This window comes from Microbacterium barkeri (assembly GCF_027921765.1).
In the GTDB taxonomy this organism is placed as follows: domain Bacteria; phylum Actinomycetota; class Actinomycetes; order Actinomycetales; family Microbacteriaceae; genus Microbacterium; species Microbacterium barkeri.
The window spans coordinates 39,832-63,093 of the sequence record NZ_BSEJ01000016.1; the positions used below are offsets into that span (position 1 = coordinate 39,832).

The 23,262-nt window shown below is 72.9% G+C and carries 21 protein-coding genes; 10 read left to right on the forward strand and 11 right to left on the reverse strand.

The window, feature by feature from the left end; all coding sequences use genetic code 11:
- Positions 1-111: 111 nt before the first annotated feature.
- Positions 112-717, forward strand: a complete 606-nt coding sequence (locus PKE79_RS14350) for a nucleoside deaminase (protein ID WP_271174393.1) — start codon at positions 112-114, stop codon at positions 715-717.
- Between the two features lie 3 nt (positions 718-720).
- On the opposite strand, the gene PKE79_RS14355 is transcribed toward PKE79_RS14350, so the two are convergent.
- Positions 721-1,908: an MFS transporter gene (locus PKE79_RS14355; protein WP_271174394.1), complete on the reverse strand. Its 1,188-nt coding sequence runs from the start codon at positions 1,906-1,908 to the stop codon at positions 721-723.
- Positions 1,909-1,978: 70 nt separating this feature from the next.
- Between PKE79_RS14355 and PKE79_RS14360 the strand changes: the two genes are divergently transcribed.
- Positions 1,979-2,887, forward strand: a complete 909-nt coding sequence (locus PKE79_RS14360) for a LysR family transcriptional regulator (RefSeq protein ID WP_271174395.1) — start codon at positions 1,979-1,981, stop codon at positions 2,885-2,887.
- Between the two features lie 7 nt (positions 2,888-2,894).
- Here the strand turns inward: PKE79_RS14360 and PKE79_RS14365 are convergent, their stop codons facing one another.
- Positions 2,895-4,349, reverse strand: coding sequence for a lipase maturation factor family protein (locus PKE79_RS14365; protein ID WP_271174396.1), 1,455 nt, complete (start codon positions 4,347-4,349; stop codon positions 2,895-2,897).
- An 88-nt stretch (positions 4,350-4,437) separates the two neighbouring features.
- Between PKE79_RS14365 and PKE79_RS14370 the strand changes: the two genes are divergently transcribed.
- The gene (locus PKE79_RS14370; RefSeq protein WP_271174397.1) at positions 4,438-4,992 is read left to right on the forward strand and encodes a hypothetical protein; all 555 of its coding nucleotides are present in this window, start codon (positions 4,438-4,440) and stop codon (positions 4,990-4,992) included.
- On the opposite strand, the gene PKE79_RS14375 is transcribed toward PKE79_RS14370, so the two are convergent.
- Genes PKE79_RS14375 through PKE79_RS14385 form a run of 3 tightly spaced genes read right to left on the reverse strand, consistent with a single transcriptional unit; the run spans position 4,993 to position 8,932 of the window.
- Positions 4,993-7,050, reverse strand: coding sequence for an NAD(+) synthase (locus tag PKE79_RS14375; RefSeq protein ID WP_271174398.1), 2,058 nt, complete (start codon positions 7,048-7,050; stop codon positions 4,993-4,995).
- A 45-nt stretch (positions 7,051-7,095) separates the two neighbouring features.
- Positions 7,096-7,761, reverse strand: a complete 666-nt coding sequence (locus PKE79_RS14380; protein ID WP_271174399.1) for a LuxR C-terminal-related transcriptional regulator — start codon at positions 7,759-7,761, stop codon at positions 7,096-7,098.
- Positions 7,748-8,932: an ATP-binding protein gene (locus tag PKE79_RS14385; protein ID WP_271174400.1), complete on the reverse strand. Its 1,185-nt coding sequence runs from the start codon at positions 8,930-8,932 to the stop codon at positions 7,748-7,750. The genes PKE79_RS14380 and PKE79_RS14385 overlap by 14 nt, the downstream gene beginning before the upstream one ends.
- A gap of 104 nt (positions 8,933-9,036) precedes the next feature.
- Between PKE79_RS14385 and PKE79_RS14390 the strand changes: the two genes are divergently transcribed.
- Together PKE79_RS14390 and PKE79_RS14395 are read left to right on the forward strand one after the other, a co-directional pair.
- Positions 9,037-10,788: a PspC domain-containing protein gene (locus PKE79_RS14390; protein WP_271174401.1), complete on the forward strand. Its 1,752-nt coding sequence runs from the start codon at positions 9,037-9,039 to the stop codon at positions 10,786-10,788.
- Entirely contained in the window at positions 10,785-11,093 is a 309-nt protein-coding gene (locus PKE79_RS14395; protein ID WP_271174402.1) for a mannitol-1-phosphate 5-dehydrogenase, read from the forward strand. Before PKE79_RS14390 ends, PKE79_RS14395 begins: the two co-directional genes overlap by 4 nt.
- Before the next feature lie 34 nt (positions 11,094-11,127).
- Here PKE79_RS14395 and PKE79_RS14400 read toward each other — a convergent pair whose 3' ends face one another.
- Positions 11,128-11,949 carry an SMP-30/gluconolactonase/LRE family protein gene (locus tag PKE79_RS14400; RefSeq protein WP_271174403.1) on the reverse strand — a complete coding sequence of 274 codons (822 nt, stop codon included), beginning with the start codon at positions 11,947-11,949 and terminating at the stop codon, positions 11,128-11,130.
- 84 nt (positions 11,950-12,033) lie between these two features.
- Here PKE79_RS14400 and PKE79_RS14405 point away from each other — a divergent pair, with 84 nt between their 5' ends.
- Complete coding sequence (locus tag PKE79_RS14405) at positions 12,034-15,585, forward strand: TM0106 family RecB-like putative nuclease (protein ID WP_271174404.1); 3,552 nt, start codon at positions 12,034-12,036, stop codon at positions 15,583-15,585.
- Complete coding sequence (locus tag PKE79_RS14410) at positions 15,582-16,355, forward strand: hypothetical protein (protein ID WP_271174405.1); 774 nt, start codon at positions 15,582-15,584, stop codon at positions 16,353-16,355. The genes PKE79_RS14405 and PKE79_RS14410 overlap by 4 nt, the downstream gene beginning before the upstream one ends.
- A gap of 23 nt (positions 16,356-16,378) precedes the next feature.
- Here the strand turns inward: PKE79_RS14410 and upp are convergent, their stop codons facing one another.
- Entirely contained in the window at positions 16,379-17,011 is a 633-nt protein-coding gene (upp, locus tag PKE79_RS14415) for a uracil phosphoribosyltransferase (protein WP_271174406.1), read from the reverse strand.
- A gap of 65 nt (positions 17,012-17,076) precedes the next feature.
- On the opposite strand from upp, the gene tadA reads away from it, so the two are divergent.
- Complete coding sequence (tadA, locus tag PKE79_RS14420) at positions 17,077-17,538, forward strand: tRNA adenosine(34) deaminase TadA (protein WP_374727747.1); 462 nt, start codon at positions 17,077-17,079, stop codon at positions 17,536-17,538.
- Positions 17,539-17,778: 240 nt separating this feature from the next.
- On the opposite strand, the gene PKE79_RS14425 is transcribed toward tadA, so the two are convergent.
- Both PKE79_RS14425 and PKE79_RS14430 read right to left on the reverse strand, forming a co-directional pair.
- Positions 17,779-18,702, reverse strand: coding sequence for an LLM class F420-dependent oxidoreductase (locus PKE79_RS14425; RefSeq protein ID WP_271174407.1), 924 nt, complete (start codon positions 18,700-18,702; stop codon positions 17,779-17,781).
- A 29-nt stretch (positions 18,703-18,731) separates the two neighbouring features.
- Positions 18,732-19,697: a cation diffusion facilitator family transporter gene (locus PKE79_RS14430; protein ID WP_271174408.1), complete on the reverse strand. Its 966-nt coding sequence runs from the start codon at positions 19,695-19,697 to the stop codon at positions 18,732-18,734.
- A gap of 74 nt (positions 19,698-19,771) precedes the next feature.
- Between PKE79_RS14430 and proC the strand changes: the two genes are divergently transcribed.
- Entirely contained in the window at positions 19,772-20,611 is an 840-nt protein-coding gene (gene proC / locus PKE79_RS14435) for a pyrroline-5-carboxylate reductase (protein WP_271174409.1), read from the forward strand.
- A gap of 27 nt (positions 20,612-20,638) precedes the next feature.
- Here the strand turns inward: proC and PKE79_RS14440 are convergent, their stop codons facing one another.
- Positions 20,639-21,310, reverse strand: coding sequence for a potassium channel family protein (locus PKE79_RS14440; RefSeq protein WP_271174410.1), 672 nt, complete (start codon positions 21,308-21,310; stop codon positions 20,639-20,641).
- Positions 21,303-22,742, reverse strand: coding sequence for a TrkH family potassium uptake protein (locus PKE79_RS14445; protein ID WP_271174411.1), 1,440 nt, complete (start codon positions 22,740-22,742; stop codon positions 21,303-21,305). The genes PKE79_RS14440 and PKE79_RS14445 overlap by 8 nt, the downstream gene beginning before the upstream one ends.
- A gap of 69 nt (positions 22,743-22,811) precedes the next feature.
- Here PKE79_RS14445 and PKE79_RS14450 point away from each other — a divergent pair, with 69 nt between their 5' ends.
- Positions 22,812-23,225 carry an ArsR/SmtB family transcription factor gene (locus tag PKE79_RS14450; RefSeq protein WP_271174412.1) on the forward strand — a complete coding sequence of 138 codons (414 nt, stop codon included), beginning with the start codon at positions 22,812-22,814 and terminating at the stop codon, positions 23,223-23,225.
- Positions 23,226-23,262 lie beyond the last annotated feature (37 nt).

Below are 23,262 nucleotides of genomic sequence, written 5' to 3' on the forward strand. Positions count from 1 at the left end.
TTCATGCACCTGCATGGGCGCTGCCGCACAATCTGTCGTTTCCGGCGGATGAACTGTCGGTCGCCCGCGGTCCGTCACACGGCCGACACAAGCGTGGAGCATGCTGGCGTCATGGAGTTCCCACCCCTCGCCACCTCGTACACGATCTCCCTTCCCGCCTGGATCGCGGAGGAGCTCGCCGACGTTCCCGATGTCATCCCGACCCTCGAGGAGCGCATGGCCCTCGTCAACCGGCTCGCCGACCGCAACTGGCGCGAGGGCAACGGCGGCCCGTTCGCGGCCCTCGTCGCCGAGGCCGACACGGGCCGGATCGTGTCGGTCGGCGTGAACGTCGTGCTGTCCACGGGCATCACGTCGGGGCACGCCGAGGTGACGGCGCTCGGGATGGCTCAGGCGCGGGTCGGCTCGTGGGACCTCGGCGCATCGGACCAGCCTCGGCACGAGCTCGTCGTGAACTGGCGCCCGTGCGTGCAGTGCTACGGCGCAGCGATGTGGTCGGGCATCACGACCCTCGCGATCGCCGGGTCGGGGCCCGAGTGCGAGGAGATCACGACGTTCGACGAGGGCCCGATGGTCGCCGACTGGGCGGAGGCCTTCGAGGCCCGCGGCATCGCCGTGATCGACGGCGTCGCGAAGGACGACGCGGTCGCGGTCTTCCGCGCGTACCGTGCAGCGGTCGACGCCGGCGCGATCACGGTCTACAACGCGCGCGGCTGAGGGTCAGCGCCGCGTGGCCGCGAGCGCGCATCCGCCCGCCGCGATCGCGAGCGCGCCCAGGACGGTGACGACCGCGGGCCATCCGGACGCCGTCCACGCGGCGCTGCAGAGCCATCCGAACAGGCTCGATCCGCCGTAGTAGAAGACGTTGTACATCGACCCCGCGCTCGCGCGGTCGGTGCCCGCGAAGCCCGCCACGGCCGAGCTCGCGACGGAGTGCGCGAGGAACATCCCGGTCGTGAGCAGCACGACGCCCGTGATCACGAGCGGCAGCGGGGTCGTGCCCGTGAGCAGGGCGCCCGCAAGCATGAGCGCGCATCCCGCGAGCAGGGGCGTGCGCAGGCCGAAGCGGAGCGAGAGGCGCCCGGAGAGCTGCGCGGCGGCCGTCCCGCCGAGATAGGCGAGGAACACGAAGGAGACGACCGCAGCCGGCAGGGCGTAGGGCGGGGCCTCGAGGCGGAACGTGATCGCGTTGTACATGCCGATCATCGCCCCGAGCAGCATGCCGCCCATGAGGAACAGCGCGCGCAGGCGCGCATCGCGCAGCTGCCGCAGGAACACCCGGAGCGTGCGCCCGGCGGGGGCTCCGCATGGCGCCGTGCGCGGCAGCAGGACGGCCATCGTGATCGTGATCGCGGCGCCGACGAGATCGAGGAGGAGCAGGCCGAGGCGCCATCCGCCGATCTCGGCGAGGAGCGGCGCGACGAGCCGCCCGGACAGCCCGCCGATCGAGGCCGCCGCGATGTAGCCGCCCGCCACGACCGCGGCGCGGCGCCCCGAGATCACCTCGTGCACGAGGGCGACGGCCAGCGCCGGGATCCCGCCCAGCGCCGCGCCCTGCAGGAACCGCCCCGCCACGAGGAGCTCGAGGGTGGGCGCGAGCGGGAGGAGCAGCGCGATGAGCGCCGACGTCGTCGCCGAGACGCGCATCGACCACGCCACCCCGCGCCGTGCCGCGAGCACCGCCCACAGCGGAAGCGAGAGGGCGAGGCCGAGCGTCGCGCCGGAGATGATCCACGCCACGGCGGCGGCGGAGCGGCCGAGGTCGGCGGCGACGAACGTGAGCAGCCCCTGCGGGGCGTGGAGGAGCGCGAAGCTCGCGATGCCCGCGCACCACATCGCGATCGAGAGGCGGCGCGACGTCGGCACGGCGGACTCCCTCGCGGTCGGGAGGGAGGCGGTCGCCGTCATGCCCTCGACGCTAGCTCGCCCGATGCATGCGGATCCAATACCGGATCGGCTTGATGCATACCATGAGAGCATGGAACCGGATCGGATCCGCGGCGTCCTCCCGCTCGTGCCGGTGCTCGTCGCGCTCGGCGACACCGAGCACGTCACGGCGGCCGCCGAGCGCCTCGGCATGCCGCAGCCCAACGTGAGCCGCGCCATCCGCACCCTCGAGCAGCGCCTCGGCGTCGCGCTCGTCGAGAGGGAGGGCCGCGGCATCCGCCTGACCGCCGCCGCGCGCACGCTCCTGCCCGCGTTCCGACGTGCGATCGAGCTCATCGAGGACGGCGTCGGCGCCGTCACGGGCGCGGCCTCGTCGACGGTGTCGCTCGCCTTCCAGACCTCGCTCGGGGAGCGCTTCATCCCCGAGGTCGTGAGCACCGTGCGCCGCGACCGCCCCGATCTGCGCTTCGAGCTGCACCAGGGCGCCCGCTCGCTCCTCATCGAGCAACTGCACGCGGGTCGCGTCGCCATGGCCCTCGTCGTCGACACCCCGGCGATCGGCGGCGACATCGAGGTCGTGCCCCTGTTCGAGCAGCCGCTCGTCGCGCTCCTGCCCGACGACCATCCGCTCGCGCGGCGCGCGTCGGTCTCGGTGCCCGAGATCGCGGAGTGGCCCATCGTCACGCTCGCGCGCGGCTTCGGGCTGCGGGACTCGCTCGACGCCCTCTTCGCGCGCAGCGAGCGGACGCCCCGCATCGCCTTCGAGGGCGAGGACCTCATCACGGTGCGCGGTCTCGTGACGGCCGGGCTCGGTCTCGCGGTCGTTCCCGAGCAGCCGGTCGTGCCCGCGGGCTGCGTGTCCGTGCCGATCCGCAGCCGCCTCGCGTCGCGGCGGATGTGCGCGGTGACGGCCGCGGGGGAGTCGCGCCCTGCGGTGCTGCTCGTGCGCGACGCGGTCGTCCGCGTCGCGCACGAGCGGCGGATCTGGGCGGAGGGCTGATCAGGCGTCACGCGACGTCGTGCAGCGACACGGGCTGCACGAGCGTCCTGCGCCGGTCGCGCACCCACACGTCTCCGCTCTCGCGCTTCTCGGCGCGCGAGGCGAAGCGGTAGCGGTAGGTCACGACGCGGACGAAGCGGGGAGGCTGGCCGTGGAACGGGTCGCGCGCGAGGAGCCGGAGCGTCGGACGGTCGGCTTCGAGCATCCGCACGAGGAACACGAGGAACCAGTCGTCGATGCGGTGGCCGAGCGGGAGGAACCACATCAGCCAGTCGAGCCGCAGATGGTACGGAGCGACCTGAGGGGGCCTGCGACGCACGTCGCCGGGCTTCCCGCGGAAGCCGTACTCGTGCCACTGCGCGTGCTCGGGATTCGCGTCGAGCGTGCCCTCGACGACGAACTCGATGCGCTCCTTCGTGACCGTGCCGAAGGCGCCGTACGCGTTGGCGAGGTTCCAGCGGTTGAAGCTCGCGTTCATGAGCTGCCGATGCGCGAAGAGGTTGCGCAGCGGCTGCCCGCTCAGCACGACGTAGAGCACCGCGACGGCGGAGGTGACCACGAGCCAGGGCAGGGGGAGCTCGCCGCGGTCGTCGCCCGCGGGGATGCCCACGACCGAGAACGCGAGGATGATCGTCGCCGCGTTCAGCCATGCGAAGTTGCCCGTGAGGACGAGCCAGAGCTGCGTCGCGATGATCACGGCCGCCGCGCACGCGCCGATGAGGAGCGGGATCGCGTCGGGCAGCCACAGCCCGAGGAGCGGCGCGAACACGAGCCAGGGCACGGCGAGCTGCGCGATGTGATTGCCCACGACCTCGAGCCTGTGGAACCAGCGCGGCAGCAGATGCGCCAGGCGGCTCAGGGGCCCCGGCATCGGCTGCGTCTCGTGGTGGTAGGTCAGGGCCGTGAGGTCTCGCCACTCGCGTCCGCCGCGGATCTTGATCATGCCGGCGCCGAACTCGAGGCGGAACAGCAGCCACCAGAACAGGACGATGATCGCCGTCGCGGGCGGCTGATCGTGCGAGCCGAGGAACGCGGCGAGGAAGCCCGACTCGAGGAGCAGCATCTCCCATCCGAAGCCGTAGAAGGTCTGCCCGATCGAGACGATCGACATGTAGCCGAACCAGATCGCGAGGAAGCACAGCATCGGCAGCCAGGGCGGACCGAGCTGGGGGAGGCCCGCCGCGATCAGCGCGCTGACGGCCATCCCGCCGATGCAGAGCGCGACGAGACGACGATCCGTGTACCGGATCCATCGGAACAGAGTGGGCCGCAGCGCCCGGGCGGCACGGTCGGAGGAGCGCGCCCACGCGAGCAGCTCGGGCGCCCGGAGCAGGCCGTGCTCGCCGAGGAGCGCGCGGAACTGGTTGAGCGTCGAGAGGAACGCGACGAGGTACAGCGCCGCGATGCCGCGCTGGAGCACCTCGCGCGCGAACGCGAAGTCGACCGCCGCGAAGCCGTCCATGCCGCCACGATACGACCGTCGCGCCCGGCTCTCACGGGGTTGACGGAGGGGTCTGGCCTCGCATCCGGATCCCGGCATATATTGAGGCATGGAAGGTACGACCGGAACCATCGTCGCCGTCGTCGGCCCCGGTGCCGACGACGTGCTCGCCTCCGTCGATGCGCTCGACGGCGTCTCCGCGCTCTCGCTGCGCGGTTCCGAGCCGTCTCTCGCGGCGCACCGCATCTCGGCGTCCGGCACCCCCTGGGTGGTGCACGACGCCGACCCGCTCGAGCACGTGGCCTCCGCGTGGATCGAGCTCTTCGAGGAGCGCGCGACCCTCGGCGTGCTCGAGGCGGAGATCGGCGACACGCTCCGCCAGTTCGAGCGCGGCGACGCGCTCATGCCCGACTACTACCTCGTGCTCGAACCCGACGAGGCCCCCGAGATCTGGCGGCACTGGTGGTGCGGCGCGCTCGGCCACCGGGCGCCGCGGCGCATCGTGCCCGTGCACGCGCCCGAGGCCGAGCGCCGCGAGCAGGCGGCGCGGATGCTCCGCAGCCTGCCGACGTCGCGCCCGTGGCCGGATCCCGCGACGTGGCTCCCGGGCCTCGCGATGCAGATCCCGGATCGCGTCGGCCTGCGCGACCGCGACCCCGAGTGACTACTCGACGAGGTCGGGCAGCGCGGCCTTGAGCTCGGCGAGCCAGGCCCTCGCGTTCCCGTCGGACGGCGCACGCCAGTCTCCGCGTGGCGAGAGCGAGCCGGCGGGCGACACCTTCGGCCCGTTCGGGATGGCCGACCGCTTGAACTGCGAGAACCCGAAGAAGCGCTTGAGGAAGACCTGCTCCCACTTCACGATGGTCGCGAGGTCGTAGGCGTAGTGGTCCTCCGCGGGGAACCCGGGGGGCCACGCGCCCGCCTCGGCGTCGCCCCACGCCCGCTCGGCGAGGAAGGCGATCTTCGACGGCCGCATGCCGTAGCGCAGGATGTGGAACAGCGTGAAGTCGTGGAGGGCGTACGGACCGATCGTGCTCTCGGTCGACTGCACCTTGCCGTCCTGGCCGGCCGGCACGAGCTCGGGGCTGATCTCGGTGTCGAGCACCGACTGCAGCACCTTCCGCTCCGCCTCCGACACGCCCTCGCCGTGTGCGATGACCCAGCGGATGAGGTGCTGCATGAGGGTCTTCGGGACGCCGGGGTTGACCGAGTAGTGGCTCATCTGGTCGCCCACGCCGTAGGTCGCCCAGCCGAGGGCGATCTCGGACAGGTCGCCCGTGCCGACGACGATGCCGCCGTGGTGGTTCGCGAGCCGGAAGAGGTAGTCGGTCCGCAGGCCCGCCTGCACGTTCTCGAACGTCACGTCGTAGACCGGCTCGCCCTGGCCGAACGGATGGCCCATGCGCGAGAGCATCTCGGTCGCGGCCGGGCGGATGTCGATGGTCTCGATGGTCGCGCCGACCGACTCCGCGAGGGCGATCGCGTTCGACTTCGTGTGCTCGCTCGTCGCGAATCCCGGCATCGTGTAGGCGAGGATGTCGCTGCGCGGGCGGCCCATCCGGTCCATCGCGCGGGCGATGACGAGCAGCGCGTGCGTCGAGTCGAGACCGCCGCTCACGCCGATGACGGGCTTCGGGCTGCCGATCGCCGACAGGCGCTGCACGAGCCCCGACACCTGGATGTTGAACGCCTCGTAGCAGTCCTGCGCGAGACGAGCGGGGTCGTCGGGCACGAAGGGGAACCGGTCGAGCGCTCGCCGCAGGCCGACGTCGCCGCGCGGCGGATCCACCTCGAAGCGGACGGTCCGGAAGCGCGTCTGCTCGGCGAAGGTGCGCCGGTTGTCGTCGAACGTCCCCTGGCGCAGGCGGTCCTGCCGGATGCGGTCGAGGTCGACGTCCGCGACGGAGTGGCGCGCGCCATCCGGGAAGCGCTCGGTCTCGGCGAGGAGGGTGCCGACCTCGTAGACCATCGTCTGGCCGTCCCACGAGACGTCGTTCGTCGACTCGCCCTGCCCGGCCGCGGCGTACGCGTAGGCCGCGATGCATCGGGCAGAGGCCGACTTGCAGAGCAGGTGGCGATCGTCGGCGCGTGCGATCGTGATCGGGCTGCCGGAGAGATTGAGGAGCACGGTGGCGCCCGCGAGCGCCGCGAGCGACGAGGGCGGAACGGGCACCCACATGTCCTCGCACACCTCGACGTGCACGACGAGGCCGGGCACGTCCGCCGCCTCGAAGAGGAGGTCGGGGCCGAACGGCACCTCGCGACCCGCGACCGCGATCGTGCCGCGCTGGTCGTCGCCCGGGGCGTACCAGCGGCGCTCGTAGAACTCGCGGTAGGTCGGCAGATACGACTTCGGCGCGACGCCGAGGATCTCGCCGCGGTGGATGACGACGGCCGTGTTGAAGACGCGGCTGCCGCGCTGGAGGGGCGCGCCCACGACGAGCACGGGGAAGAGATCGGCCGAGGCCGCGACGATCGTCGCGATCGCGTCGTCGACCGCGTCGAGGAGCGGGTCCTGCAGCACGAGGTCGTCGATCGCGTAGCCCGAGAGGCACAGCTCGGGGTACACCGCGACCGCGACGGCGTCGTCGCTCAGCTCGCGGGCGGTCTCGATGACCGCCTGGGCGTTCGTCGCCGGGTCCGCGACCGCGAGCGGGATGGTCGCCGCCGCGATGCGGGCGAAGCCGTGGCCGTATGCGCTGCCGAAGTCGAAGTCGCTCACGTCGTCCAGTCTGTCACCGGAGGCGGCGCGCCGCCCCGATCGCCGCTAGAGCAGCCGTCGCGCCGACGCCCACGCCGTGAGCTCGTGCCGCGACGAGAGCTGGAGCTTGCGGAGCACGGCCGACACGTGGGTCTCGACGGTCTTCACCGAGATGAAGAGCTCGGCGGCGACCTCCTTGTAGGCGTAGCCGCGGGCGATGAGCCGCATGACCTCCTGCTCGCGCGCGGAGAGGCGGTCGAGCTCGTCGTCGGCGACCGCGGTCTCGCCCGAGGCCGCGCCGAAGGCGTCGATGACGAATCCGGCCAGGCGCGGGGAGAAGACCGCGTCGCCCGATGCGACGACCCGCACCGCGCGGGAGACCTCGGCTCCCGATGCGCCCTTCGTGATGTAGCCGCGGGCGCCTGCGCGGATGACCCGCACGACGTCCTCCGCCGCGTCGGAGACGCTCAGGGCGAGGAAGCGGGTTCCGGGTGAGAGCGGCGACGCCTGCCGCAGGACGTCCTCGCCGCCCGCGCTGCCGGCCGCGCCGCCGGGCAGGTGCACGTCGAGGAGCACGACGTCGGGCGCGGTCTCGGCGATCACGGCGACCGCGGACGGCACGTCGGCGGCCTCGCCGACGACCCGGAGCGCGCCGTCGAGGTCGGCGCGCAGCCCCGAGCGGAAGATGGAGTGGTCGTCGACGATCACGACGGTGAGCTCAGGCACGGGCACCTGCCGAAGGGTAGCGGATGTGCACCTGCGTGCCGACGCCTCCTGCGCCGCGCGTGACCGAGGCCATCCCGCCCGTGCGCCGCATGCGGCCGACGATCGACTCGCGCACGCCGAAGCGGTCCTCGGGAACGGCGTCGAGGTCGAACCCGGCACCGCGGTCGCGGACGAAGACGTCGACCGCTCCCGGGGCGCCCTCGATGTAGACCGAGACCTCGCCGCCCGCGTGGCGCGCCGCGTTGAGCATCGCCTCGCGGGCCGCCGCGGCGACCTCGCCGCTCGCCCGCTCGGTCGACGATCCGGCCGAGACGACCGAGATCGCCACCTCGTAGTCGAGCTCGAGCGCTGTCGCGTAGTCGCGCAGATCGGTCGCGAGGTCGCTGTCGGCGGGCGCGTCGTCGTCGTAGAGCCAGGCACGCAGCTCGCGCTCCTGGGCGCGGGCGATCCGGCCGACCTCGCTCGAGGCACCAGCGCGGTTCTGGATGAGCGCGAGCGTCTGCAGCACGGAGTCGTGCAGGTGCGCGGCCATCTCGGCGCGCTGCTCCTCGCGGATGCCCTGGATGCGCGCGGCCTGGAGCTCGCGGAACCGCGCGATCCAGGTCGACGACCACACGACGGCGATGCCGAGCGCTGCCGCGAGCGCGATGAGGAGCATGACCGGCGCGAGCTGGGCCGCGACCGAGCCCGTTCGGGTGAGGATGAGGATGGCCACGGCCGCGAGCACGGCCGACGCGATGCTTCGCAGGAGGAGGTCCTGCTGGGGGCCGCGGGCCGGGTCGGCCCGGTCGAGGACGGCCGACCACACGCCCCCGGCGGTCGCGAGCGCGATCGCGAAGACCGCGGGGAGCAGGCTCGCGGGCGGGAGGACGCCCTGAGTGAGGCTCCAGTAGTTCATCTGGAGCGCGACCAGGAGGAACAGCGCCGCCCCCGCGAGGAGGATCCACGCGACGGGAGCCCGCCGCGTGACGCGCGCATCGCCATCCTGCAGGGGCGTGAAGGCCCAGAGCCACAGATAGAGGAGCGCGCCCGCGCCCCAGATGCCCGCCGTCGCGGCGAACAGGAGCCGTGTGACCGGCACGCGCCATCCGAGGTGCCGCGCGACGCCCTCGGCGACGCCCGCGACCACCGCGCTGCGCGAGCGCGCGAGGCGCGAGGCGGGAGGCGCGGCGGTCATGCCCCCATGCAACCACGCGCGGGCCGCCCTGAGCGGGCGAATCAGGGGAGGACCGGGGTGATCCCTCATGGCGGCGCCGGCGCGCAGCGCGCGAGGATCGGACCATGACCGAGAGCGAACCGCGGGGAACCGAGATGACGAGCGCCGTGGGGGCGGATGGCGGCGCTCCCGCCGTCGAGGCGCCGTCGCGTCGTCCGGGAGGAGGGTTTTTCGACTGGGTGCGATCGCTCGGCCTCGTGCGCACGGAGGGCTGGATCGGCGGCGTGTGCGCCGCGATCGCGCGTCGCACGGGCGCCGACCCCGTCATCGTGCGGGGCATCTTCGTCGTCGCCGCGGTGCTCGGGTTCCCCGCGCTGTGGCTGTACGCCCTCGGATGGGCGCTGCTCCCGGATGAGCGGGGCGACATCGCGATCCGGCTGCGGACCGGCTCGGGCCCGGCGCTCGTCGGCATCGCGATCATGATCGGCTTCGGCGCACTCGCCAGCTGGGCGAGCGCGACGCTCATGGAGGACTTCCTCGCCCTGGCGTACCCGGGCCGGATCGTCTGGACCGCCATCGAGGCCTCGTTCTGGATCGCGGTCGTCGCGGCGGTCGCCGCGTTCGCGCTCTGGCTCGTCCGGCGCGAGCGGCCCGTGGGCGGCGTGGCCGCGCTCGGTCCGGGACGGACGGCGCTCATCGTCCTCGTCTGCGTCGCCGCCGCCATCCCGATCCTGGGGATCGGCTTCGGCGTCGTCGTGCCCGCGATCTTCGGGTACGGATCGCCCGTCGCGCTGCTCGTCGGGCTCGCGGCGGTCGCGGCCATCGCCGCGCTCGGCATCTGGGCCGGCCGGCGCATCGCGTCCCCCGTGTCGGGCGGGGGCCTCGGCGGGGTGCAGGGAACCCCCGCCGCGCGCGGGACGGCCGGGGGGCCGGCCGTCCCGCCCTTCGAGCCGGCTCCGTCGCCCGAGCCGCCCGCCGACGGCGACTTCGACGCCTGGCGTCGCCAGCACGAGGAGTGGCGCGAGCAGCACGACGCGTGGCGCGCGCAGCAGACCGACGCGGAGCGCCTCGCCCGCGACGAGGAGCGCGCCCGCCGCCAGCGGGCCGCGCGCGCGTTCGCGGAGGAGGCGGCGCGCGTGCGCGCGGCCCGCAGGGCGGGTCGTCCGAGGATCTCCCTCGCCTTCGGCGCGTCGACCCTCGGGCTCGCCCTCGTCGCGGGATCGGCCGCAGCCCTCGTCGTCCTCGGCGGAGGGACCTGGCCGATCGAGCCCGAGCGCGCCTCGGCCGCCCTTGCGGCGGCGGCCTTCGCGATGTCGGCGGTCGCGGCCGCCGGGATGGTCATCGCGGGGGTCCTGCGCCGCCGCAGCGGGGCGCTCGCGGCCCTCGCCGCGATCGCGCTCGCCGCAGGGGCCGGCACGGCGCTCGGCGCGAACAACGTGATCGGCGCGAACAGCTGGCAGACGATCGCCGTCGACGGCTCGTCGTACGAGGTGACGCGCGCCTACGGCTCCCTCGAGCTGTGGCTGATGGCCGATGGCGGCGGGGAGGGCAGCGCCACGGTCGTCCGCCGTGCCGGCTTCACGCAGGTGACCGTCCCTCCGGATGTCGCGGCGGACATCCGGATCCACGCCGACGACGACACGCGCGTCATGGTGACCCGGATGAGCGACGCGGGCTTCTACGAGTCGGAGGACCTGCCGGTGCCGCGCGACGGGATCGTCGAGTGGGCGCAGGACGGCGCCGAGGCGGATGCGCCCCTGCGCACGGTGGACATCACGCAGACCGAGGGCGGTGAGGTGTCGATCTGGGTGCTCGACGAGGCCGAGTTCGGCGCGGTCGAGCCGACGCCGTCCGCTGACGAGGAGAGTGCACGATGAGCGAAGAGCAGCGCGTCCCCGAGGGCGCCCCGGCCGCGGGCCCCGAGCCTGCCGAGCGGCCCCGCATCCGCTGGGCGGCGATCATCTGGGGTGCGCTCATGCTCGTCGTCTCCCTCGTCGGGCTGGGACAGGTGCTCGACGCGACGCGATACGCCGCGCTCCAGGCGGCGGTGGCCGACTGGATCCTCACCGCCGACCCCGTGTCGACCGCGGTGACCGTCGTCCTGGCCGCGGGCGCGGTCATCCTCGTCGCCGGTCTCGCCGGGCTCGCGCGCGGCGTGCAGAAGCGGTCAGCGCGGCGCTGAGCCGGGCCCCGGCGCCTGCGCCGCCTGACCGGGCTCAGGCCTCGAGCACGTCGGCGATCGCGGCGGCGAACGTGTGCCCGTCGAACGGGCCCGGCTCGTCCATGCCCTGCGCGGCGCTCGTCACGACGACGCGGCCGTCCGGCGTCGTGAGGACGCTCGTGGGGTGCTCGGCCGGGACCTCGATGCGCGCGAGCCGCGCGCCATCCGCTCGGTACACGTCGAGGCGTCCGCCGTCGTACACGGCGCTCCAGATGCGTCCCTGCGCGTCGACGTGCAGGCCGTCGGGCGACCCGTCGACCGCGGCGAACACGTCGAGGCGGTCGGGTGCCGCGAGCGGCGCGCGCAGGATGCGGCCGCCCACGGTGTCGGCGATGAGCACGGTCTCGCCGTCGGGATGGAAGGCCGGGCCGTTCGGGATGTCGATGCCGGTCGCGAGGCGCGTCACCTCGCCGGTGCCCGCGTCCCAGCGCCAGACCGAGCCCTCGGGATCGGAGCCGTCCCGGACCATCGTCCCGAACCACAGCGATCCGTCGGGCGCGATGGTCCCGTCGTTGACGCGATGCCGGGCGGGATCGAGACCGGTGTCGCCGAGAGCGGTGTGGCGCCCGAAGATGTCGAGCTCGACGACGCCCGTCCCCGCCGCGGCGAGCAGGCGTCCGTCCGGCGCCTTCTCGGCGAAGCCGACCGGGCGGTCGAGCCGATGGGTCGCGGCGTCGCCGCCCTCGGGGGTCCAGGCGTGCAGGACGCCGCCTTCGAGGTCGACCCAGTGCACGACGCCGTCGATGAGCCGCGATCCCTCGCCGAGGGGATGGGCCGCGGCGCTCAACCGGGTCCACGGGCCGGGTCGCTCGTCCATGCCGTCTCCTCCGCTCGCGGGCATCAGAGCCATCGTGTCATGCCGGCGGACGGGGATGTCCGAGACCCGGGCTACCGTCGGAGTGTGAGATTCATCCCGACAGAGCAGCGCCTCGTGTGGAGCGCGAGCGACCTCAAGGCCGCCGCCGAGTGCGAGTTCGCGTGGCTGCGGGCGATCGACGCGAAGCTCGGCCGCGTCGCCGCCGTCGAGGATCCGGAGGACGCCATGCTCGAGCGCGCGGCCCGGCTCGGCGATCGCCACGAGGAGCGCGTCCTCGAGCGCTACCGCCAGGAGTTCGGCGCCGGGGTGGTCGAGCTCGAGCGGGTGTCGTCGGCCGACTCCGCGGCGCTCGCCGACGTGGCGGCCCAGACGGTCGACGCGCTGCGGTCGGATGCGCGGGTGCTGTTCCAGGCGGCCTTCACCACGGACGAGTTCGTCGGATTCGCCGACTTCCTCGTGCAGGAGGCGGATGGCCGCTGGCGCGTGCAGGACAGCAAGCTCGCCCGCACGGCCCGCGTGACGGCGCTCATGCAGCTCGCGGCATACGTCGATCAGCTGCGCCGTCTCGGCATCCCGACCTCCGACGAGGTCGACCTCCTGCTCGGCGACGGCTCGGTGTCGACGCACCGGGTGGACGACCTGCTTCCGATGTTCGACGTGCGCCGTCGGCGCCTGCGGGCGCTCATCGCGGATCGCGGGATCGAGCGGGGCGCGTCGGCCGAGGCGATCGCGTGGGGCGACGAGCGCGGCGAGCTCGAGGTGTCCGCCTGCGGGCGCTGCGCGACCTGCGAGCTCGAGGTCGTCGCGCATCGCGACCTCCTGCTCGTCGCGGGCATGCGCCCGTCGCAGCGCGCTCGCCTGCGCGACATCGGCATCCGCACGATCGACGACCTCGCGGCGGCCGAGACCGGCCCCGCGCGGATGAACTCCGACGTCTTCGCGTCGCTGCGCACGCAGGCGCGCCTCCAGCTGCAGAGCCCTGCGGGCGTTCCGGGTGACGAGCCGGCCGACGCGCACCCGGTTCCCGCGTACGAGGTCGTGCAGCCGCTCGCGCTCGGCGCGATGCCCCGCCCGAGCCAGGGCGACGTGTTCTTCGACTTCGAGGGCGATCCGCTCTACAGCGAGCAGGTCGGCTCGGCCGCCGTCTGGGGCATCGACTACCTCTTCGGATGGGTCGACCTGCGCGAGCAGTACTCCGCGCTCTGGGCGCACACCCTCGCGGAGGAGAAGGCCGCCCTCGAGCGCTTCTGCGACTTCGTCGCGGCGCGCAGGGCCGCGCATCCCGACATGCACATCTACCACTACGCGCCGTATGAGCCCACGCACCTGGCGGCGATGGCCGCTCGGCACGGTGTGCGCGAGGCCGACGTCGACCGGATGCTGCGCGACGAGCTGTTCGTCGATCTCTACCCCATCGTGCGCCGGGCCCTGCGCATCGGCTCGCGGTCGTACTCGATCAAGAAGCTCGAGCCGCTCTACATGGGCGACGAGGTGCGCACGCAGGACGTGCAGAAGGGCGACGACTCGATCGTCCGCTACGTCGAGGCGCGCGCCCTGCAGGCCGATGGGCAGGAGGCGGCCGCGCGGGCCATCCTCGACGACCTCGCCGACTACAACCGCTACGACTGCGTCTCGACCCGGCGCCTGCGCGACTGGCTCGTCGAGCGTGCGCGGGAGACCGGCGTGACCCCTGCCCCGCCCGAGGTGCCCGACGAGCTCGCGTACGCGCCGTCTCCGCTCGCGCTCGCGCTCGACGCGCATGCCGCTGCGCGCCGCGATGCCCGCGTGGCGGCGGACCCGCTGTCGGCCCCGAGCGCCGACGAGGACGCGCTGCGTCTCGCTGCGGCCGCGATCGACTACTACCCGCGCGAGGCGAAGAGCTTCTGGCACGGGCACTTCCAGCGGCTGCGGGAGCCGCTCGGCCTCTGGCTCGACACGCGCGATGTCCTCGCCGTCGACGCCTCGCGCTGCCGCGTCGTCGAGGACTGGGGGATGCCCGAGGGCGCGCGATCCGTCCGCCGCGTGGTCGAGCTCCGCGGCGAGCTCGCACCGGGAACGCGACTGAGCGAGGGCGTCGAGCCGTACCTGCTCTATCCGCGGCCCGCTCCGTTCCCGAACCAGGCCTCCCCGCGCTGGGTGCACGTGCCGCGCCAGGCACGCGTCATCGAGGTCCTCGACGACGGTGCCGTCATCGAGGAGCGCGCGGCCGACGGCGAGACGTGGCAGGAGCTTCCGGTCGCCCTCACCCCCGCGCCCCCGCCGCGTGCCGGCAACCAGCAGGGGGCCATCGACGCATGGGCCGAGACGGTCGTGCGCGCGGCCGACGCGGGGGAGCTCCCGGCCGACCCGGCCACCGACATCCTGCGCCGCATCCCGCCGCGCGGTGCCGGGATCGCGCCGTCCGACGGCGACGACGTGTCCGCGATCGTCCGGACGGTGCGCGGCCTCGACCGCTCCTACGTCGCCGTCCAGGGGCCTCCCGGCACCGGCAAGACGTATGTCGGCTCGCACGTCATCGCGCGCCTCGTCATGGAGCACGGCTACCGGGTCGGCGTCGTCGCGCAGTCGCACGCCGTGGTCGAGAACATGCTCGACCGCGTCGTCGCGGCGGGGGTGCCCGGCTCGCGCGTCGCGAAGGCGCCGAAGTCCGGAGCCGAGCCGCGCGACCCCGCCTTCACGCTGATCCCCAAGAACGGCGTGGCCCGCTTCGTCTCCGAGCAGCAGGGCGGCTACGTCGTCGGCGGCACCGCGTGGGACTTCACGCACACCGGCCGCATCGCGCGCGGCGGGCTCGACCTGCTCGTCATCGACGAGGCGGGCCAGTTCTCGCTCGCGTCGACCATCGCGGTCTCGACGGCGGCGCGCAGCCTGCTTCTGCTCGGCGATCCGCAGCAGCTTCCGCAGGTGAGCCAGGGGGTGCATCCCGAGCCCGTGGACACCTCGGCCCTCGGCTGGGTCATGGATGGCCAGCAGGTGCTCCCGGAGACGCACGGCTACTTCCTCGCGCGGTCGTGGCGCATGCATCCGGAGGTGTCCGAGGCCGTCTCGCACCTGTCCTACGCCGGGCGTCTCGCGTCGCGCGCCGGCGCGGAGCGCCGGTCGGTCGACGGCGTCGCGCCGGGCCTGCACGCGGTGCCCGTGCGTCATCGGGGCGATGCGACCGAGTCGCAGGCCGAGGCCGACGAGGTCGTGCGGATCGTCGGCGAGGTCGTCGGGCGGGCGTTCACCGACATCCGCATCGACGACGACGGCGTCGCCCACGCGTGCCCGCCGCGCCCGCTCACGGAGGACGACATCATCGTCGTCGCGCCGTACAACGCCCAGCAGCAGCTCGTCGAGCAGACCCTGCAGCGTGCCGGATGGCCGCGCGTGCGCGTCGGGACCGTCGACCGGTTCCAGGGGCAGGAAGCCGCGATCTCGATCGTGACGCTCGCGGCCTCATCGGGCAGGGACGCCCCGCGCGGGACGGAGTTCCTGCTGCTCCAGAACCGGCTCAACGTCGCGATCTCGCGCGCGATGGTCGCGGCGTACCTCGTGCACTCGCCCGCCCTGCTCGACGACCTGCCGCACACGCCCGCCGGCGTCGCGCGCATGAGCGCGTTCGCCCGCCTCGTGGCCCCGGAGGAGCGCGCATGACCGACGCCGACGCCATCCGCCGCGCAGCCGCCGAGTGGGTCTGGCTGCCCCGCGACTCCGATCACGTCGTCGACGGGATGGTCGCCGTGCGGTATCCCGCGCGCTTCGGCGGCGGGGTGCGGGTCTCGGCGTTCGACCGCGAGGGCACAGCCGATGAGGCGGTGGACGCCGCGCTCGAGCGCGCCCGCGACTGGGGCGAGCGGCGCACGACCTTCTGGGTCGGCGCATCCGACCGCCCGACAGGGCTCGCGGACGCGCTGCTCCGGCGCGGCGCGGTGCACGAGGACACCGTCACGGTCTTCGCGCTCGCCCTCGACGAGGCGACGCCGGGGGAGTCCCCGGGCGTCACGGTCGAGACGGTGCGCACACGAGAGCAGCTGCGCGACGTCGACGCGGTCAACGTGCCGGTCTGGGAGCAGGCGCCGCTCGACGAGGCGGGGCTCGACGCCGAGCTGCGCGAGCTCGAGGCGGATTGGAGCGCGGGGCGCGGGTTCCGCGTGCTCGCGCGCATCGACGGCCGCCCCGTGAGCACGGGCGGCGCGACGATCGTCGGGGAGTTCGCGCGCCTCTGGGGTGCGGCCACCCTCGCCTCCGACCGCGGGCGCGGCGCGTATCGGGCCGTGCTCGCGGAGCGGCTCCGCCTTGCCCGCGCGTTCGGTGCGTCGACCGCGCTCGTCAAGGGGCGTGTGTCGACCTCGGCGCCGATCCTCGCGCGCGCCGGCTTCCGGACGTACGGCGAGGAGCGGGCCTACCGGGTCGACGTGGACTGAGGTGCGGCCCGAGCCGCCCCGGCTCAGACCGTGCCGTACAGGCGGTCGCCCGCGTCGCCGAGCCCCGGCACGATGTACCCGTGCTCGTTGAGGCCCTCGTCGAGCGCGCCGAGCACGAGCGTGATGTCGCGGTCGCCCACGAGGCTCTCGATCGCGTGGACGCCCTCCGGGGTGCCGAGAAGGCACACGGCGGTGACCTCGGTCGCGCCGCGGTCGAAGAGGTACTTGATCGCCGCGGCGAGCGAGCCGCCGGTCGCGAGCATCGGGTCGAGCACGAAGCACTGGCGGTCGCTGAGGTCGTCGGGCAGGCGCTCGGCGTACGTGGTCGGAAGGAGGGTCTCCTCGTTCCGCACGATGCCGAGGAAGCCGACCTCCGCGGTCGGGACGAGCTTGGTCATCCCCTCGAGCATCCCGAGCCCGGCGCGCAGGATCGGGACGACGAGCGGCTTCGGGTCGGCGATCCTGACGCCCTTCGTCTGCGTGACGGGGGTGTCGATCGTGACCGGCTCGACGCGCACGTTGCGCGTGGCCTCGTAGGCGAGGAGCGTCATGAGCTCCTCGGTCAGCTGACGGAAGACCGGCGACGGCGTTGCCTTGTCGCGGAGCACCGTGAGCTTGTGCGTGATGAGCGGGTGGTCGGCGACGTGCAGGCGCATAGGGCAAGGCTACCGGGACGCGGTTGCGCGGATGCAGAGAGCCGGGGCCGTTCTAGGCTCGGAGGGTGAATTCCTCGCCATCCGACGTGTCCGCGATGCGCCGCGCGCTCGCGCTGGCCGACGCGGCGGGGGAGCGCGGGGACATCCCGGTCGGAGCCGTGGTGCTCGGGGCGGATGGCACGGTGCTCGGCGAGGGGCGGAACCTCCGTGAGGAGACGCACGACCCCGCGGCGCACGCCGAGATCGTCGCCATGCGCCGCGCGGCCGAGGCTATCGGATCCTGGAACCTCGAGGGATGCACGCTCGTCGTGACGCTCGAGCCGTGCGTCATGTGCGCGGGAGCGGTCCTGCAGGCCCGCATCGGCCGGCTCGTCTTCGGGGCGTGGGACGAGAAGGCAGGGGCCGCGGGATCGATGTACGACGTCGTGCGGGACCGGCGCCTTCCCCACCGCGCGGAGGTCGTCGGCGGCGTGCTCGAGGACGAGGCCGTGGCGCTCCTGCGCGCCTTCTTCGCCGAGCGCCGCTGAACGCAGAGAGTCCCCGCGGCCGCGCCGCGGGGACTCTCGAGCGATGGGCTCAGATGCCGAGGCCGCCGAGGAGGCCGAGGAGCGTCTCGAGGAGTCCGGAGAGGAGGCCGAGGAGATCTGCCATGGTCGTTTCCTTTGTTCTGCGGGCCGGAGCCCAGGTGGGAGAGGTGCGCCGGTCGGGCGCAGTCCCTAGCCTCGCCTACTGAAATATCGGAATGCAAGACCCTGACGGCGATTCGCTCAGCGCAGGCGCGGCAGCACCTCCTCGCCGAGATACGCCACGTGATCGAGGTCGCCCATGTCCATCAGCTGGAAGTACAGCCGAGACGCGCCGAGCTCCTTCAACCGGGTCGCCTTGGCGACGATGTCGTCGGCGGAGCCGGCGAAGCCGTCTCCCGCGCGGAACGCCGCGAGGTCGGTCCGGGTCGCGGCCGCGCGCCGCTCGAGGTCGGCCTCGCTGCCGCCCGCGAGGGTCGTGAGCGCGACGCTGAGCTTCAGCGTCTCGGGGTCCCGTCCGATCCGCTCGCACGCCGCGCGCACGCGGGCGAAGCGGTCGGCGATGACGTCCTCGGGCTGGAAGGCGATGTTGAACTCGGTCGCGTGCTGCGCCGCGAGCTCCGGCGTCCGGGTGAGGCCTGCGCCGCCCACGATGACGGGCACCCGATCCTGCACGGGCTTCGGCAGGGCGGGGGAGTCGACGAGCCGGTAGTGCTCTCCCTCGAAGCCGTAGCGCTCGCCGACCGAGGTGGACCACAGGCCGTTCACGATCTCGAGCTGCTCGGCGAGCATCCCGAACCGCTTCCGGGGGAAGGGGATCGCGTACGCGAGATGCTCCGCCTCGAACCAGCCGGTTCCGAGCCCGAGCTCGGCGCGGCCATCCGACATCGCGTCGACCTGCGCGACCTGGATCGCGAGGATCCCGGGCCAGCGGTAGGTGACCGACGAGACGAGGGTGCCGAGCCTCAGGCGGGTCGTCTCGCGCGCCAGGCCGGCGAGCGTCGTCCAGGCGTCCGTCGGACCCGGCAGCCCCTCGCCGCCCATCGTCAGATAGTGGTCCGAGCGGAAGAAGCCGTCGAATCCGACGCGCTCGGCCTGCTGCGCGAACGCGAGCTGGGTGTCGTAGCTGGCCCCCATCTGGGGCTCGGTGAAGACGCAGAACTCCATGCGCCCCAGTCTGTCAGCGCAGGGAGCCGTCAGTCGGAGGACTTGAGGATGAAGGTCTCCGTCGGAGGACCGGGCTCGTGGGGAGCGCGATAGACGTCGGTCTCGAGGTAGATGATCCGCGCGGCCGGCACGGCCTCGCGGATGCGCGCCTCGACCGCATCGATGTCGCGCGCCGCATCGGCCACGGAGATGTCCTGCGGGAGGCCGACCTTGCCGGCCACCATGAGCTCCTCGGGCCCGACGTAGAGCGTCTTGACGTGGATGAGCTTCTCGACCTCGGGCCCCGCCTCGATCGCGGCGACGATCCGCTCGAAGTCGGCCTCCGATGCGCCTTCGCCGACGAGCAGGCTCTTCGTCTCGATGCCGAGCACGATCGCCACGAGGATGAGGAGCACGCCGATGCAGATGGTGCCGAGCGCGTCGAAGACGGCGTCGCCCGTGAGCACCGTGAGGCCCACGCCGAGGAGCGCGAGGGTGAGGCCGATCAGCGCCGCGAAGTCCTCGAGGAGGACGACGGGCAGCTCGGGCGCCTTCGCGCGGCGGATGAACGACACCCAGGACTGTCCGCGCTCGCGCACGGCGTTGCTCTCCTTGACGGCGGTCCGCAGCGAGAAGCTCTCGAGCCCGATCGCGATGACGAGGATGGCGATCGGCAGCCAGGCGTTCTCGACCGCGTGCGGGTGGGTGAGCTTCTCGACTCCCTCGTAGAGCGAGAAGACCCCGCCGACCGAGAAGAGGATGATCGCGACGACGAACGCGTACACGTAGCGCTCGCGGCCGTGTCCGAAGGGGTGCTCGCGGTCGGCGGCCCGCCGCGCGCGGCGTCCGCCGAGCAGGAGGAGGAGCTGGTTGCCGGAGTCGGCGACCGAGTGGATGGCCTCCGCGAGCATCGATGCGGAGCCCGAGATGATCCATCCGATGAACTTCGCGATCGCGATCCCGATGTTCGCCGCGAAGGCCGCCAGGATCGCCTTGCCACCGCCGTGTGCGCTCATGCTCGCAGTCTAAGGCGGGCACTCGCGCCTCGCCCGCCCGTCGGCGCGCCGCACGCGATCCCTAGGATTGACGCATGACTGACTCGCTCCCCTCCGTCGCGTTCCTCGGTGCCGGCTCGATGGGCGGTGCGATCCTGCGGGGTCTCGTCGCGAGCGGCCTCGACGTCGACGGCGGCGTCTTCGCGACCAACCGCTCGGCGCAGAAGGCGGCCGAGCTCGCCGCGCTCCCCGGGGTCACGAGCATCGCGCTCGAGGACGAGCCCGACGGCAACGCGCGCGCCGCGTCGGAGGCGCGCATCGTGCTCGTCGGCGTGAAGCCCGCGATGGTGCCCGACCTCCTCCGCGAGATCGGGTCCGCTCTCCGCGACGACGCGATCGTCGTGAGCCTCGCAGCGGGCGTGACGCTCGACACCTTCCAGAGCATCCTCGGCTCCGAGACCGCGGTCCTCCGCTCGATGCCGAACACCCCCGCGCGCATCGGCAAGGGCGTCACGGGCCTCGCTCGGGGCGCCGCCGCGAGCGACGAGGATGTGCGCCTCGTGCGCCGCCTCTTCGAGACGGTGGGCACCGTGATCGAGGTGCCCGAGGAGCGCATCGACGCGCTCTCGGCGATCTCGGGTTCGGGGCCCGCATACGTCTTCCTCCTCGTCGAGGAGCTCACGCGCGCGGCCCTCGCGCAGGGGTTCGCGGAGGCGGATGCGCGCGCGATGGCCGAGGGCACGTTCATCGGCGCGACGGCGCTCCTCGACGCGACGGGGGAGGACCCCGCCGAGCTGCGTCGGCAGGTGACGAGCCCCAAGGGCACGACCGAGCGGGCGATCGCGGTGCTGCAGGACGCTCGCCTGAGCGAGCTCTTCCGGACGGCGACGGATGCCGCGATCGCGCGCGCGAAGGAGCTCGCCGCGGGCGCGTGACGCGTCAGCGGCCGACGCGCTGGCACCTCAGCGGTCGAGGGAGGCGAACCGCTCGATGTCCTCGTTCGTCCCGGACACGATGATGAGGTCGTGGTTCGTCACGACCGTGTTCGCCTCGGCGTAGCGGAACGGCTTGCCGGGGCTCTTCACGCCGACGACGGTCACGTTGTACTTCGAGCGGACGCCCGACTCGTTGAGACCCCGGCCTCGGATGAACCGCGGCGGGTACATCTTCGCGAGCACGAAGTCGTCGTCGAAGCGGATGAAGTCGAGCATGCGGCCGCTCACGAGGTGGGCGACGCGCTCTCCTGCTTCCCGCTCGGGGTAGATGACGTGATTCGCGCCCACGCGGGCGAGGATCTTGCCGTGCGACTGGGAGACGGCCTTCGCCCAGATCTGCGGCACCTTGAGGTCGACGAGGTTGGCGGTGATGAGCACCGACGCCTCGATCGACGAGCCGACGGCCACGACGGCCACCTGGAAGTCGCCGGCGCCGATCTGCTGGAGCGCCTCGAGACTGCGGGCATCCGCCTGCACGGCGTGCGTGACGCGCTCGGACCACTTCTGCACGAGATCGAGGTTGTCGTCGATCGCGAGGACGTCGCGGTCAAGTCGGTCGAGCTCGCCTGCGCAGGCGGCGCCGAAGCGCCCGAGTCCGATGACGAGGACGGGCGCGTCGCTGCGGATCTGCTCAACCAACGATGGGCCTTTCGACGGGCAGCGCGTACTGCTGCGACTTGGAGGTCGCGGCCACGGCCGCGGCGAGGGTCACTGTACCAACGCGCCCCATGAAGACCGTGACGGCGAGCACGTAGACGGCGGAGTCGGGCAGCTCAGCCGTGAGGCCGGTGGAGAGCCCCACGGTCGCGAACGCGGAGATGACGTCGAACAGCACCTCGGCGAGGGGCGCCTTGGTGATCTGCGCGATGATGATGGTCGACAGGGCGACGATCGTGGCGCCCCAGGCGAGAACCGCGACGGCGACGCGCTGCACGTCGCTGGGGATGCGCCGCCCGAAGACCTCGACGCTGCGTCGGCCCTTGGCCTCCGACCACACCGAGAGGGCCAGCACGGCGAGGGTCGTGACCTTGATGCCGCCCGCGGTCGACGCCGAGCCGCCGCCGACGAACATGAGCATCGACGCGGCGAGCATCGATGACTCGTACAGCTCGCCGGGGTCGATCACGGAGAAGCCCCCGGACCGGGTCATGGCGCTGAGGAAGAACGCCTGGAAGGTCGTGTCCCACGCATCGCTCTCGCCCCAGGTCCCGGGGTTGCCGTACTCGAGAACCAGGAACACCGCCGCGCCCGCGACGAAGAGGATGACGGTGGTGATGAGCGTGAGCTTCGTGTGCAGCGGCCAGCGGTGCGGCTGGGTGAGCTGCCGCGAGAGCGCGTAGATGACGGGGAACCCGATGCTGCCGAGGAACACCGAGATCATGAGGACGGTCAGGAAGAAGTAGTCGGTGTGGAACGACTCGAGCCCGCCCACGGTCGGCGTGAAGCCCGTGTTCGTGAACGACATCGCGGCGTAGTACGGCGCGATCCACGCGGCGTCGAGCCAGCTGTACCCGGCCCAGACGATCGGGAAGTAGAGGAGCACGGCGACGACCACCTCGATGACGAGGGTCGACAGGGCGACGACGCGCAGCAGCTGGCCGATCTCGCCGAGGCGAACCGCCTGTCCTTCGTTGACGACGCCCCCGTGCGATCGCAGCGGGTTGGTGTCGCCAGCGGCGATCAGCTTGGCGCGCAGGCCCAGCCGCTTCGAGATCACGAGGCCGAGCAGCGACGCGAGGGTCAGTGCGCCGAGCCCGCCGATGTTGACGCCGATGAAGATGACGGCGTGCCCGAACGCCGACCAGTGCGTCGCCATGTCGACCGTCGACAGGCCGGTCACGCAGATGGTCGAGACGGCCGTGAAGAGCGCGTCCGACAGCGGGGTGCGCGAGCGGTCGTCGCTCGCGATCGGCAGAGACAGCAGCGCCGTGAAGATGAGGATCAGCGAGACGAACACGAGGATGGCGAATCGCGCCGGCGAGGAGGTCGTGAAGTCGCGGAAGAACTGGCCGAGCTCGCGGCCGGCATCCTTGAACGCGCCGGCCAGTGCCGTCGACCGGCTCGTCGCCATCCGCTCTCCCCCTTCGCGCCGAAGTCGCCCATCATGGTACTCCGCGGCGCGCGCGGCTAACCTATCGGCATGGCGGACATCTTCGACGTGATCGCGGACGGCACGAGGCGCGACATCCTTCAGCTTCTGCTTCGCCGATCGTCGGATGGCCAGGACGGCACGAGCGTGTCGCAGATCGTCGCCGAGATGGGGGTCAGCCAGCCCACCGTCTCGAAGCATCTCAAGGTGCTGCGCGAGGCCGGTCTCGTCTCGGTGCGCGAGGAAGGGCAGCACCGCTACTACAGCCTGTCGCCCGAGCCGCTCGAGGCGGTCGACGACTGGCTGGTGCCGTTCTTCGTCGACGAGTCCGATCTCGCGGAGGAGGCCGCATCGTACGCGCCGACCCTGCCGGAGCCGGCCGCGCGAGTGGCGGAGTCGGTCGGCCGCGCTGCGGCGTCCGCCAAGAACGTGGTGCAGTCGGCGCTGCGTCGTCTCGGTGCCTGAGCCACCTCCCGCCCCGGGCGCGCTTCCGCGCCTCCGG